At 50.9% G+C, this 12,807-nt stretch carries 15 protein-coding genes; 8 read left to right on the top strand and 7 right to left on the bottom strand.

Features of this window, described 5'->3' with window-relative positions:
• Positions 1–9: 9 nt before the first annotated feature.
• The gene (locus F459_RS0105405) at positions 10–255 is read right to left on the bottom strand and encodes a hypothetical protein (RefSeq protein ID WP_245540089.1); all 246 of its coding nucleotides are present in this window, start codon (positions 253–255) and stop codon (positions 10–12) included.
• An 83-nt stretch (positions 256–338) separates the two neighbouring features.
• Complete coding sequence (locus F459_RS0105400; protein ID WP_020611715.1) at positions 339–1,961, bottom strand: PEGA domain-containing protein; 1,623 nt, start codon at positions 1,959–1,961, stop codon at positions 339–341.
• Positions 1,962–2,021: 60 nt separating this feature from the next.
• Between F459_RS0105400 and F459_RS0105395 the strand changes: the two genes are divergently transcribed.
• Together F459_RS0105395 and F459_RS0105390 are read left to right on the top strand one after the other, a co-directional pair.
• Complete coding sequence (locus F459_RS0105395; protein ID WP_020611714.1) at positions 2,022–2,591, top strand: hypothetical protein; 570 nt, start codon at positions 2,022–2,024, stop codon at positions 2,589–2,591.
• 11 nt (positions 2,592–2,602) lie between these two features.
• On the top strand, positions 2,603–3,046 hold the full coding sequence (locus tag F459_RS0105390; protein ID WP_020611713.1) for a DUF192 domain-containing protein: 444 nt from the start codon (positions 2,603–2,605) through the stop codon (positions 3,044–3,046).
• Between the two features lie 20 nt (positions 3,047–3,066).
• Here the strand turns inward: F459_RS0105390 and xseB are convergent, their stop codons facing one another.
• Genes xseB through F459_RS0105375 form a run of 3 tightly spaced genes read right to left on the bottom strand, consistent with a single transcriptional unit; the run spans position 3,067 to position 5,144 of the window.
• On the bottom strand, positions 3,067–3,291 hold the full coding sequence (xseB, locus tag F459_RS0105385) for an exodeoxyribonuclease VII small subunit (RefSeq protein ID WP_020611712.1): 225 nt from the start codon (positions 3,289–3,291) through the stop codon (positions 3,067–3,069).
• Positions 3,278–4,501, bottom strand: coding sequence for an exodeoxyribonuclease VII large subunit (gene xseA / locus F459_RS0105380; protein ID WP_020611711.1), 1,224 nt, complete (start codon positions 4,499–4,501; stop codon positions 3,278–3,280). The genes xseB and xseA overlap by 14 nt, the downstream gene beginning before the upstream one ends.
• 49 nt (positions 4,502–4,550) lie before the next feature.
• Positions 4,551–5,144 carry a tetratricopeptide repeat protein gene (locus F459_RS0105375; protein ID WP_020611710.1) on the bottom strand — a complete coding sequence of 198 codons (594 nt, stop codon included), beginning with the start codon at positions 5,142–5,144 and terminating at the stop codon, positions 4,551–4,553.
• Positions 5,145–5,201: 57 nt separating this feature from the next.
• On the opposite strand from F459_RS0105375, the gene F459_RS0105370 reads away from it, so the two are divergent.
• On the top strand, positions 5,202–6,863 hold the full coding sequence (locus F459_RS0105370) for a glycoside hydrolase family 13 protein (protein WP_020611709.1): 1,662 nt from the start codon (positions 5,202–5,204) through the stop codon (positions 6,861–6,863).
• Positions 6,864–6,873: 10 nt separating this feature from the next.
• Here the strand turns inward: F459_RS0105370 and F459_RS0105365 are convergent, their stop codons facing one another.
• Together F459_RS0105365 and F459_RS0105360 are read right to left on the bottom strand one after the other, a co-directional pair.
• The gene (locus tag F459_RS0105365; RefSeq protein ID WP_020611708.1) at positions 6,874–7,473 is read right to left on the bottom strand and encodes a flavodoxin family protein; all 600 of its coding nucleotides are present in this window, start codon (positions 7,471–7,473) and stop codon (positions 6,874–6,876) included.
• Between the two features lie 38 nt (positions 7,474–7,511).
• On the bottom strand, positions 7,512–8,204 hold the full coding sequence (locus tag F459_RS0105360; RefSeq protein WP_020611707.1) for a FadR/GntR family transcriptional regulator: 693 nt from the start codon (positions 8,202–8,204) through the stop codon (positions 7,512–7,514).
• Positions 8,205–8,421: 217 nt separating this feature from the next.
• Here F459_RS0105360 and F459_RS0105355 point away from each other — a divergent pair, with 217 nt between their 5' ends.
• From F459_RS0105355 to F459_RS0105335, 5 genes are all read left to right on the top strand, one after another.
• Positions 8,422–9,372 carry a dihydrodipicolinate synthase family protein gene (locus F459_RS0105355; RefSeq protein WP_020611706.1) on the top strand — a complete coding sequence of 317 codons (951 nt, stop codon included), beginning with the start codon at positions 8,422–8,424 and terminating at the stop codon, positions 9,370–9,372.
• A gap of 2 nt (positions 9,373–9,374) precedes the next feature.
• Complete coding sequence (locus F459_RS0105350; RefSeq protein WP_020611705.1) at positions 9,375–10,379, top strand: ribokinase; 1,005 nt, start codon at positions 9,375–9,377, stop codon at positions 10,377–10,379.
• A gap of 8 nt (positions 10,380–10,387) precedes the next feature.
• Positions 10,388–11,029, top strand: a complete 642-nt coding sequence (locus F459_RS0105345; protein ID WP_020611704.1) for an SIS domain-containing protein — start codon at positions 10,388–10,390, stop codon at positions 11,027–11,029.
• A 103-nt stretch (positions 11,030–11,132) separates the two neighbouring features.
• Positions 11,133–11,981 (top strand): ABC transporter substrate-binding protein, encoded by an 849-nt coding sequence (locus F459_RS0105340; RefSeq protein WP_020611703.1) that lies wholly within the window; start codon positions 11,133–11,135, stop codon positions 11,979–11,981.
• Positions 11,982–12,051: 70 nt separating this feature from the next.
• Complete coding sequence (locus F459_RS0105335; RefSeq protein WP_020611702.1) at positions 12,052–12,798, top strand: amino acid ABC transporter ATP-binding protein; 747 nt, start codon at positions 12,052–12,054, stop codon at positions 12,796–12,798.
• Positions 12,799–12,807 lie beyond the last annotated feature (9 nt).

Below are 12,807 nucleotides of genomic sequence, written 5' to 3'. Positions count from 1 at the left end.
GGACGATGTCTACCGATTTTTCCTCGGCCTGATGTAGCTGTGCAGTTGTTCATCACTCCTCCCACTTAGGGCAGCGATGAGAAGCTCGATGCTTTTCCGATAATCGGGATATCGTAGCCCCAATCTCGATACGTAACGTCGTTCATTCTTGACCCGTTTTTGTTTCTCCCTTCCCAATAAGCCGAAAAGAAAGCGGCAGTTCTTTTCTTCCAGGAATAGAGCGACGATGGCAAGTTCCCGATCCGAACGCCTCATCAAGCGATTGGATGATTCTGTGGAAGGCAGGGAATGCAGGAGTGAGATGAGCCTTGCTTCGGGGCCTTGTCCTTGGGGCCGCTTTACGGGATGATCCATATTCCCCCACCGGCACTGTAGTCCAACTCTCCCGATTCGGGATCCCACTCGATGCTTGAAGCAAGAGAGATTGTGGTAATGCTGTTTGGCAACAGCCAGTGCAATTCGATACCGGAGAAGATGGGCCATGCCGCTGCAACCCCTTTCTCAAGGCTCTTGCTTCGTATCGCCGCGGAAAAGGCAAGGCTAAAGGGACCTGCATCCAGCAGAATGGCTCCTCTTCCATAGGCCCAGGCCGTCACCCTCCCTTCTCTTTCTTCCTCATCACCAATACGTTCGGTACTGACCATAAGTTCGGGAGCCAGAGTCACGCGTATCGGGGATAGGGATAACGAAAAGGGGAGGCTCAGGGATATACCGGTAAAATTGGTGCAAGGATCGATCGAACTGTTGTGGAAATATCCCCCCTTCACCAGAGCGGCTGCCTCCGGACCTATTTGCCCTTCATCTTGGAAAAGGGTTTTTGACCACGAAAGGCTTCCGAAAGGAATATCGCTTCCCGGATTACGGGCAATCATACCGCCGGAGATGACTATCTCCTCTCCCTTTGTTCGTGCATATCGCAGGGAAGCTACAGCAGGGATCTGGTAGTCGTATCCTCCTGCGTGGACTAAAGAGAGCACCCCCGCCTGGAGGCTTCCTTGTGGAAAGCTCGGCGGCAGAGGGCAGAAAAGTGTTCCTGCCGCACCGTTGTAGACTGGACGGGAGCGAAGATCGATGCTGCGGTCCACTGCTATCGGAGTTTCAATATTCAAGGGAAGGTCCCCCTGCATTGCCCTAACCACAAGCCGATATTCGCCCTCTTTCGCTATCTGCCCCTTCGTATCCCTGCCATCCCAGACGATTCTATTCAAGCTCCGGGTAAAGCGCACCGGGAAAGGGCCCGCCACGATCTCTCCCCCTTGGCCGACGATGGCCATGCTTCCATCGCCCGGGGCAGACACGGTAACAGAGACGACAACGCTGCCATATGTGCCTGGATCTGTCGGGTCGAATCGCTTCCGCGCAACGGATATTTGTTTAAAAGCAAAGGGAACCGGTACAAGAGCGATCGATATACGGCTAAGCTTTCCTTCTTCAACGGGAACCGTTTTTCGTTCCGTTTCATAGCCAAAGGCACTAATCTCAAGTTCGTAACTACCGACCCCAAGCCGTTCCTCTTTGCCCGGCGTGAAGTCTTTCCATCCGCTGCGAATTTCCGCATCCTGAGGGGTCGTTTCTATGAGCAGGGAACCCTCTATCGCTTTGAGAGATAGTTCGACTTTTGTATACTCATCGCCGATATGGGAGAGGGTGATTAAGGCGCTTTTATAACCGCTTTTTTCCGCCTCGATCAGATAATTCCCCGTCGGAAGGTCCAGAAGAAGCGGGCTATTTCCCTTTAGCTTTCCATCCACTTTGATTCGTGCGCCCGTGGGAACGGTGACGATGCGTATCCCCTGGTCGACCTCTTCAAAATGCTGCTGCCGGTAGGCACTTTCGATGGCTGATGAGGGACCGGCCGCCGCTGCCTTACGAATGGCAGGACCCGAATAGGAGGTACATCCTTCCAGGAACAATAGTACGCTCAGGCCCATGACCGCCGCCGAAATACGAAGAGGTTTCATGTCTCTATTATAACCAAAATTCCGGTAAGATCCTGCCTGATTTTGGCCGAATATGGAGGTATGAGGTTGCGGCTGCCATATCTGCTTTTTATCCTTCTTTTTCTCTCGACTTTTTGTCGTACCGCTATGATCTGGGCCCAGAACGCGGATCAGGCACAGCACGATCCTCCTCCTACCGGGTTCGGAGAAATTCAATTGGGTCTCTCCTTTGCGGATGCTGAAGCGGCTCTCAAACGTGATCCGAATTTTTCTTATCGGGGGAAAGCCGATGTTTCCATGCTGCGGAATCCCAACGAGCGGATGATTGAAACCGGCGGCCTTGGTTTTATTCGCCGGGCATACCTGCAATTTCATGACGACCGACTCTACTCCATTGTTCTCGATATTGACGAGCAGCTGATGGATCACTACGCTCTCTATACAACCTTTGTCGGCAAGTATGGCCCTCCTAATGTCTTTACGCCGGATGAGAGCCGGTGGAAGGGTGATACGACTGCCTTCATTCTGGAGCGTAAGGGGCTTCGGGTGAAGTATCTTGATACAAAGCTTCTGGATGAAATTCGTCGCTCAGGGGCCATCGACCGGTCCTTCGAGGAGATGACAAGGGATCAGTTTCTTCAGCAATTTTAACGGGAATGGTGATGAGGCTATCTGTAAGGTTTCTCTTCGGCTTCTGTTTTTTCCTTGTACTGCTTTCCGGCTGTAAGGGGGAACAGAGCGTCACGTTGTCTATCGGCACGAAACAATTTACCCTGGAAATTGCCGATGATCAGCAGGAGCGGGTCAAGGGATTGATGTTTCGCGAAAAACTGTCCGAGGATCGAGGCATGATCTTTGTTTTTGAACACGATCAGCTGCTTGGATTCTGGATGAAGAATACCGAAATCCCGCTCTCCATTGCCTATCTCGACGGCTCAGGTACCATTGTCGATATTCTGCCGATGATACCACATGATCTGCAACCGGTATATTCTTCAAGGTCGGTCAGATATGCCATAGAGCTGAACCGAGGAGCATTCGAGGCTGCCGGTGTAAGGGAGGGAGATCACATCGATCTTGCTCCCCTGATATCGCGGCAGCCTTAGCGGCTATCGGTTCAAAGCGACTACTGCCCGAAAAGCTCCAGGTTCGGTGTTTCGTCCGGGGCCTCCGGTTCATTGACGAGTATTTCGATCCTCCGTTCTATTTTCGAAAGCTCCTTTTCAAGCCCCTTTGCAAGGGTCATGCCTTCTTCGAAGGTTGCCATCGCTTCAGCCAGGGAAAGGCTCCCTTTTCTCAGTTGATCATTTAGTTCTTCAAGTCGGGCCATCCGTTCTTCAAAGCTTTTCACTGTGTATCTCCTCTATCGTTGCATCTACAGAGCCCTTCGCCAGGCGAATGCAAAGTGCTTCGCCAACCCTCTCTTCCGCAGCATCGGTAACCAGGCCGTCGTCCCGTTTTCGGCTTACCACCGCATACCCCTTTTGGAGAATTGCAAGGGGGTTTGATGTCTCCATCTCCTTGATAATCAGGGCCAGACGATGGCGCTCAGCCGTTATCTTCTCTCCTATGGCCCTGACCGCCTCTTCCCGTTGATCGTCAAGCTCAAAGCGCCGCGGTTGGAGCAGTCGCTGCATCCGCTCTTTCATCTCCTCGCCCGAGAAACGCTGAAGGAGGATCCTTGCCTTCTCTGCGCTGCGAAGCAGATTGTCTTGCATCTCTCCCGCGATAGCCCCGACCCTCAGCAACAACGCTTCACGTTCCTCGCAGACAAGTTCCGCCGCGGCGGAGGGGGTGGGGGCCCTGAGGTCCGCCGCAAGATCCGAAAGGGCCGTATCCGTCTCATGACCGACCGCTGAGATGATGGGAATCGTGCTTTCGGCGACTGCCCTGGCCACTGCTTCCTCACTAAAGGGGAGCAGGTCTTCGAGACTGCCGCCTCCCCGCCCCATGATGATGACCTCGCCCATGTTGTAGCGATTTGCCCTTCTGATTTGGGCCGCTATCTGTTCAGCGGCCCCGTCTCCCTGAACCAAGGTAGGTAAAATGGTGATATCGACCCCTGCACCTCGACGCCCCAGTACCTGCAGAATGTCACGGAGGGCGGCTCCCGTAGGACTGGTGATCACCGCGACCCGCGCTGGAAAGGGTGGGATGGGTTTCTTCTTCTCCAGGTCGAACAAGCCCTCGGCGGCAAGCCTGCGTTTGCGTTCTTCCAGCATCGCAAGGATGGCCCCTTCGCCCGAACGAACCATGGTGTCACATATGATCTGATAGTTTCCGCGTTTTTCATAGACGGAGAGATTTCCGCTTATCTTGACCGTTATCCCGTCTTCCGGGTAGAAATCGACCCTCGCACTCTTTCCCCGAAACATGACAGCACTAATGACCGCGTCCTGATCCTTAAGGGAAAAATACCAATGGCCTGCTGCAGAGGGGCGAAAATTCGATATCTCACCCTCCACCGCAACCGATGAAAAGCCGCTTTCGAGCCGCTCCTTGATGAGAGCCGTAAGCCCGGAGACGGTGAAAAAGGCTTTGGATTCCTCTTCGAATAGCATGCCGACATCCTATACGTAAAACAAACCGACCGCAATTATGGTTTAGGGATTAATCCTTTGTTTTTGGGCGTTCCATAGTTTCGATCTGTTTATGAATACGTTTAAGATTCACCCTTGCAAGGGTTCTGAACTCTTCCGGAGTCGGAACCTTAAGCACTCCTTCGAGCAGGGGTTCTGCTTCGGCCGGTCGTCCGGCAAGCATGTAGGCCATGGCAAGAGCATACATGGTCCGGTAGTCCTCGGGGCCAAGTTCGTTTGACTGTTCAAGTCTCCGAATGCTTTTCCCCTCTTCGCCAAGGTGGTGATATACGACTCCGAGGTTGCGTTCTATGGATGGATTTCGATCATCCAGCCGTTCAGCCTCCTCAAGTATCTCTCTGCTCAGCCCATAATTTCCAAGTTTGAAGTGGGAACAGCCCAGGGCCTCCAATGCCTTTGCATCGTCTCCCCACCGTTTTCTATAGTAATCGAGGGCCTTAACCGCTTTTCCTGCCTCTCCGCTTTCCATCCATGCGGTACCGGCAAGCCGAAGTGCTTCCCTCTCGTCCGGCTCTTCCCTGAGAATTTCAGTCAGGATTTCAAGCGCATCAAGGTAACGATTATCCATTATAAGCAGCTGTGCTTTTTGTATTCGTTCTTCCATCTTGCCCTCTGGCTATAATATAATGACGGCTGAGAAAAAAGGGAAACGGGGGCTGCAATGGGACAACTGCACCGCGACGATAGTTGGTGGAAAGAGGGCGTAATCTATCAAATCTATCCGAGAAGTTTCTTTGATGCCGACGGAGACGGGGTAGGGGATCTCGACGGGATACGCACAAGGCTTGATTATCTCCGGGAGCTTGGGGTTTCAGGCATCTGGATCAGCCCGATCAATAAAAGCCCCATGTTCGATTTCGGCTATGACATAAGCGATTATCGGGAAATCGATCCCGTATTCGGCGATATCGAGGCCTTCCGCCGGCTTCTGGAAGAAGCCCACCGTTGTAATATCGGAATAATCATGGATATGGTGTTCAACCACACCAGCTTTCTTCATCCCTGGTTCATTGAAAGCCGTTCATCAAAGAATAATCCTGATCGCGATTTTTATGTATGGCGGAAACCGAAAAAGGGCGGACGGGTACCGAACAACTGGAAGGCTTCCTTCGGCGGCAGCTGCTGGACTTTCGACGATACAAGCGGTGAGTATTATCTCCACTCCTTTTTGCCGGAGCAGCCGGATTTGAACTGGGCGAATCCCCGCTGCCGGAAGGCGATTTTCGACGAGCTTGAGTTTTGGCTGAAGGAGGGCGTGGACGGTTTTCGCCTCGATGTCATCAATCTGATCGGTAAAGACTCCGAATTTCGGGACAACCCCTTTACCTTCGGCTGGCCTCCGAGGCCCTATGAGATGCAGCGCCATCTCTACGACCGCAACAGTCCTGCCACAGGAGAATATCTTCGTCAGCTTCGCAGGCTCCTTAATCGATATCCGGGAAGCTTTGCGGTAGGGGAGATATATCTCGACAAGCCCGTTGATCAGGAACTCGCAGCATCCTTTACCGGTGTACAGGATCAGCTTCATCTGGCCTTTGATTTCTCGCTTACCTTCTCCCCCTGGTCCGCTCGTCGTTTCGGTTCGATTTTCGAAGGGCAATATCGTGCCGCCTTGCGGTACGGCGGTACTCCCTGTTTCGTCTTTTCAAATCACGATGTTGTTCGTGCGCTCAGTCGCTATGCCCCTTCTTCTGATCGGGAAATGAAGGAAGCTGTGGCGAAATTGATCGGAGTGATGCTGCTGACCCAGGGAGGACCTCCCTTCCTCTACATGGGAGAGGAGATCGGAATGGAAAACGCAGCGGTACCCCGCTCCCGCCTTGCCGATCCTGTTGGAATTCGTTACTGGCCTTTTCACAAGGGGCGCGACGGAGAGCGGCTTCCCATGCAGTGGAATGGCGGCGACTGCGCCGGTTTTTCCTCGAATCCCGCTGCCAGGCCATGGCTTCCTTTGCACCCCAATTATCAAGAGGTGAACGTAGCGGATCAACAAGGCAGGGCGGGATCGGTCCTATCCTGCTTTAAGACCCTCATTACCCTTCGCTCAAAGTATCCCGCTCTTCGGCGAGGCAGTTTCACGTTGGTCCAGGCTGATGAGAAAGAGCTTCTTGTCTACCTGCGGAAAGCCGATGCGAAAGAACGTTTTATCGTCTGCGTTAATTTTTCATCAAAGAGGCATCAATCGCTGAAGGTGGAGAATGGGAGATGGCGAAAGCTTTTTTCCACCCATGCCTCCGATTTTTCGGAGCAGGGGGCACAAGCTGTTATTGAACGGGAGATCATGCTTGCTCCTTTGGAAGGGATCATCCTGATTTCTCAGTGAAGCTTTCTTCTTATGCGATTGTACCTTGAAACGAGGCTGTAAAGGCTTTTCCGGCCGATTCTGCCTTTTCCCGTGACGATGGATCTTTGGCAACAGATCCCGGATAAAAATGGGCCGGGAAGGCAAGCTCTGCGAAAATCTCATAGCCGACGACCTTAATAGCGTCCCTCATGGCGACGATGGTATATCCCATCTCCTTCGGGTCTATTTGTTCACATACCCCAAAGACCAAGGCTTTTTTACCCTTCCCGCTGAGCCGGGAGCTGTAAGGCCCCGGCCGTTGTTGAGAGAAATCGAAATAGGGGTAAAGACGATCGATGAAAGCCTTCATCCAAGGCGTCATATTGTAATTGTATGTCGGCGATCCTAGGATAATACCATCCGCTTTTTCTATCTTGGGATAGAGCAGCTGCATACCGTCGAAAAACTGAGCGCACCGTTTTTCTTTTCGGCACTTCTCGCAACCGATGCAGCCTTCGATATGATATGAAGGCAGATGGATATACTCAGCCTCTCCTCCTGCTTTTTGGACACCCTCAAGCATGCAAGAGATGATCGTTCTGGTATTTCCGTTTTTTCGCGGACTTCCGTTGATTCCAAGAATTTTCATGACGATTCCTGTGCCGCATCATACCCAGTGCAGCTTTCTCAGGTCAAGGAAAGATGTTCGATTTTACTTAGGGTGAGTCCGATATGCGATTCCATAACCGCTTTTGCCTGTGCCGCATCCTGCTTTTGCAGGGCCTCAAGCATTTTATGGTGGTCGGTAATACTGGTTTCAATGCTCCCGTGTACATAGCCGGTCTTTCCAAAGCATTTGACGAGCAGATCGCGTAAGTACCTGTACAGCGACATAAGAATTTTGTTGCCGGTAGCATTGATGATTGATTGATGAAGTTTTAAATCAAGAAGGTTATAGGCATCGATCTCCCCTGTTTGGGCCTTGGCATCAAGTTCTTCCACAATTCGGGTAAATTGTGAGATGAAATTCGGCGGAGGATTCTGGGTTACATCGTATATTGCCTGGACTTCAATAATCCTGCGCGTTTTTGTGAGGTCGAGAAACAATTCTTTCTGTTCGGGAAGATGAAAAACAAACGACGCCATCAGGGTTTCCAAAAAGTAATCGAGATTGTTGTTTTTAACAAAAACACCTTTACCCTGTTTTGTCTCCACCATCCCGCGTGATTCCAGAGAGCGTATGGCCTCTCTGATGGAGCGTGTTCCAACATGCAATTTTGCCGATAGTTCCGCCTGAGAAGGCAATTTATCTCCTGTCTCCAGATTGTTCTCGACGATAAAGTCTTCAATCGCACGAGTTACTTCATCAGAAATTTTCATTCGCGGTAACGGTAAAATGTCTTTCACGTATACTACCTTTTGCCAGCGACGCATCATGCATAAGAATTTTTGTGCACCGCCGATGTGAGTGGATTATACGCCATCATGGACTTATGTCAAGAGTTTAGTGAAAAGTTTAGTTGACATATGACATAAGTCATGATAACGTTTTTTTGTCTTGAGGAATCAACTTAACGAATACAAGGTGTTGAACAGAATGCGAAAAGAAATTGTAAGTGGTGTATATCCTACGATGGTGACACCATTCAAAGAGAATCTTGCCATAGATTATGAGGCACTTGAGCGTCTTATCAACTGGTATAGCGAAAAGGGAATCGACGGTCTGTTTTCCGTATGTCAATCCAGTGCGATGTTTGAATTATCGAGAAGGGAACGGAAGCAGTTGTGCCGAAAAACGGTTGAGCTGTCCGGGGGAAGATTTCCTGTCATGGCCTCGGGCCATATTTCGGATAGCATTTCGGATCAGGTCGAGGAATTGATGGATATGGCAGAATCTGGCGCAGACGCGCTTGTTCTGGTTTCCAATAGGCTTGCATCTCCCGATCAGAATGACGCCGCCTGGCTTACGTCGCTTGAGAAGTTGATGGCGGCCCTTCCCGATACCATTCCCCTCGGCCTCTATGAATGTCCTTATCCCTATAAACGGATTCTCTCCGAGGAGGTCCTTATTGCCTTGATTGCGACGAAACGCTTTCAATTCATTAAAGACACCTGCTGCAACCCCTCCCTTATAGCAAAGCGTGCTGCCTTGGCAAAGGGAAGCAATGTAAGGTTTTTCAACGCAAATGCGGCGACTCTGCTCTATTCACTCCGGCAGGGGTATGCCGGATATAGTGGGGTCATGGCCAACTTCCATCCGGAACTCTACAGGAAGTTATGCCACAACTGGGAGAGCATGGGGAAAAGCGCCGAAGAACTCCAGAACTACATTGGGACCGCTTCGGTCATAGAATGTCAATCCTATCCTGCCAATGCCAAGTATGCACTCATGAAAGAAGGTATTTTCTCAACTGAGATATGTAGGCGCTCTGATGCGCGATACACGGTTTTAAGCGATTCACAACGGCTTGAGGTCGATCAGTTTCGCGCACTTTCGGCGGATATGTGTGCCCGATTCCTGCCGGAGACGGAGAGGGGAGCGCAATAGCGATGGTAGAGTCCCCGAAGATCTTGGTGGTTGGAAGTTTTGTGATGGATCTGATCGTCACAACAGAGGTCTTTCCCGGCTCTGGCGAAACGGTGTTGGGAAAATCCTTTGCAACGGCTCCTGGAGGGAAGGGCGCCAACCAGGCGGTCCAAGCCGCCCGCCTGGGGGCCGATGTCACGATGATCGGTAAGGTCGGCGATGATGAGTTCGGGAAGGCCCTGGTCCTTTCCTGCGAGAAAGCAGGAATCGATACCCAATACGTGACGGTCGCAAAGAAAACCGCTTCCGCGGTTGGAGATGTAATGTTGGAAGAGGTGGCCGGCAAAGGGACGGCGAATCGGATCATCGTCGTATCAGGTGCGAATATGACCATCGGGGCGGAGGACATATCCTTCGTAAAGGAGATTGTCGACCAATATGCAATGGTGATGTTGCAATTGGAGATTCCGATGGAGATCAATGAGTTGGTAGTCGAATATGCCTCATCAAAAGGGGTTCCGGTCATGCTCAACTCCGCTCCGGCTTCCTCACTATCCGATGGCATGCTTGCAGGGCTTAGCTACATCTCTCCCAATGAGCATGAGATACAGGCGCTTACGGGGATACCCATCAGGAAGGAAGATGAACGGGTTAACCGTGATGATCTAAGAGCCGCAGCCGAGGTGCTGCTGAAAAAAGGCGTGAAGAATGTGCTTGTTACCCTGGGAAGCTGCGGCTCTGCGCTGATTAATAGGAATGAGTTTCTTGTTCAACCCTGCATTGATGTTGTGGATGTGAAAGACCCGACGGCCGCCGGGGATTCGTTTGTAGCTGCATTTGTGAGCGGACTGAGTACCGGCATGAACCATGAGCAGGCATTACTGTTCGCAAGCTACACGGCGGCATTGACGGTGTCGCGTCCTGGCGCACAACCGTCGTTGCCGTATTTGAGCGAGGTCACCGATTTAATGGCTAAAGGCCGGGAACAAGGCGTTGAGTCGAACTTGTTGGATGTGCTGAAGGGATAGGAGAGGAGATGGAAGAGTTGAAAGCGGGACAGGAGGCGCTGGACCGATTTGTCGATACGGCGTGCAAAGAATTCGGCCGGTATGCAGAGCTTATTACGAGGGACATGTACGAGGATGCGATCGAACTCATTCTTGCCGCTGAAAAACGGGGGAATCGGGTACATATCACCGGAATCGGGAAGCCGTCGCATGTGGCAGAGTATGTAGCCTCATTACTCTCCTCCACGGGAACCCCAACCTACTACTTGCATGGAACTGAGGCGGTGCACGGTTCCTGCGGCCAATTGGTTCCCGGGGATGTTGTCATTTGTATTTCCAATAGCGGGGAAACGACGGAACTGAAGGCCACCGTCTCAGCGATCAAACGAAATGGATGTAAGGTTATTGCGGTGACGGGAAATACCACCTCGTGGTTGGCACGGGAGGGAGATGCCCATCTCTTTGCCGGGGTCTCCGGGGAAGGGGGCCCTCTTGATCGCGCGCCGCGAATTTCGGTACTCGCTGAAATCCTCATTCTTCAGGGCTTAAGCGTCATCTTGCAGAGCGTTCGGGGAGTGAGCCCTGAAGAGTACGTGATGTGGCACCCCGGCGGAGTGTTGGGCCAGCTGCGTAACCATGAGACGGGGAACGCAGGAAGGCAGGTATGCTGAAGGGGCCGTGTCGGCATACGGAATTTGCAATCATAAATAGTTGACATATGACATAAGTGAGCATATCATTATGCATACTTCATTCAGATTAAGGAGGACGACAATGCAAGTACGATGTTTACGGAAAAAAAGTATCATCCTTTTGGCCTTGGTGATGATTCTTTCCCTTTTGGCAGGGGCTTGTTCGAACGGAGGGCAGTCTGCTGCTAATGCAACAAAGACACAGGAGGATGCACTCCAGAAGATTCTGAAGAGCGGCAAATTGGTGGTAGCCACAGACCTGACAGGACCGCCTGTTCAGTACAAAGATGCGGAAGGAAAACCCGCCGGATTAATCGTTGAGCTGATGGAGCTTGCCGCGAAAGAGTTGGGTGTGGAGGTCGAATGGCAGGACATGGCTTGGGAGAGCCTGATTCCCTCTTTGACTGCCGGTAAGGTGGATATGATAGCGGCAAACATGTCGATGTCCTTATCGAGGGCAAAGGCGATCCGTTTTTCCGATCCTTATATGTTTACCGGTGTGTATGCCATGGTGCGGAAGGACAGCGGTATTCGGGATTGGAAGGAGCTGCTTGAACCTGGCAAGATCCTGGCGGCAACAATGGGTTCTTCGCATGCGACCTATTTGAAGGAAAACTATAACTACGAGCCAAAGCAGTATGAAAGTTCAACCGACTTTATCAATGAGCTGAAGAACGGAAGGATCGACGGTGTAATGGATGATGAACTCCTTTTGCTTGAGTTTTGTAAGCAAAACCCCGAATTTACCCTCACTGCCAACCCCGTACGTCCCGATGTGTACGGCTTGGCTTTCACGCAGGGAAATCAGAATGATGCCTTGGTTGATTGGTTCAATTGGTTTTTGAAATGGGAAAAGCTTAACGGAAATTATGGAAAAATCTACAAAAAATTTGTAGGCAAGGATTGGACGCCAAACCCAATAATTCAATAAGCTTAAAAGACACAGCACGATATGCGGAGGAGGGAAGCCTCTTCCGCAATGTTATTTTCAGGAAGGTTCCATGAAGAAAGAAGAACTCGTTAGAATTACCGATCTATCATTTAAATATGGCACTACACAGGTGCTTTCCGATTTAAGTCTCACTGTAGAGGAAGGCGATATACTTGTTATCTGCGGTCCCAGTGGTTCCGGAAAGAGTACCTTGCTTCGCTGCATCAATCAGCTTGAACACAGTCACCATGGCAGCGTGAAAGTTCTCGGCATGGAGATTTCCGGTGGCAAGAAGAACCGAAAAAATTTGGTTGAAGTTAGAAAGCGATGCGGAATGGTATTTCAGCATTTCGATTTGTTTCCCCATCTCACGGTTTTGGATAATGTTGCAATCGGGCCCATAAAGGTAAAGCATGAAAATGAGGCAGAGGTAAAAGAACGGGCGAAGAAACTGCTCGATCTTGTTGGGTTGTCCGAAAAATATGATGTATATCCTTCGCAGCTATCCGGCGGCCAAAAGCAGCGGGTTGCGATTGCACGCTCTCTGGCAATGAATCCCGAACTCATGCTTTTTGATGAGCCGACCAGTGCTCTTGATCCGGAAATGATTAAGGAAGTCTTGTCGGTTATGAAGGACCTCGCACTTCAAGGAATGACTATGGTTATTGTCACTCACGAAATGGGTTTTGCCCGTGAGGTTGCTACAAAGGTTTGTTTTCTCGAACGAGGGGAAATCCTTGAGCTTACAGATAAAGATCAGTTTTTTCATAATCCTACGAGTGATCGAGCGAAAGAATTTTTGAGAAAAATCCTTTAGCCCTTGGGA

The sequence above is a fragment of the Sediminispirochaeta bajacaliforniensis DSM 16054 genome (assembly GCF_000378205.1).
In the GTDB taxonomy this organism is placed as follows: Bacteria; Spirochaetota; Spirochaetia; order DSM-16054; family Sediminispirochaetaceae; genus Sediminispirochaeta; species Sediminispirochaeta bajacaliforniensis.
The sequence above is the reverse complement of the archived record's forward strand: the minus strand, read 5'-3'. Positions and strand labels throughout refer to the sequence as shown.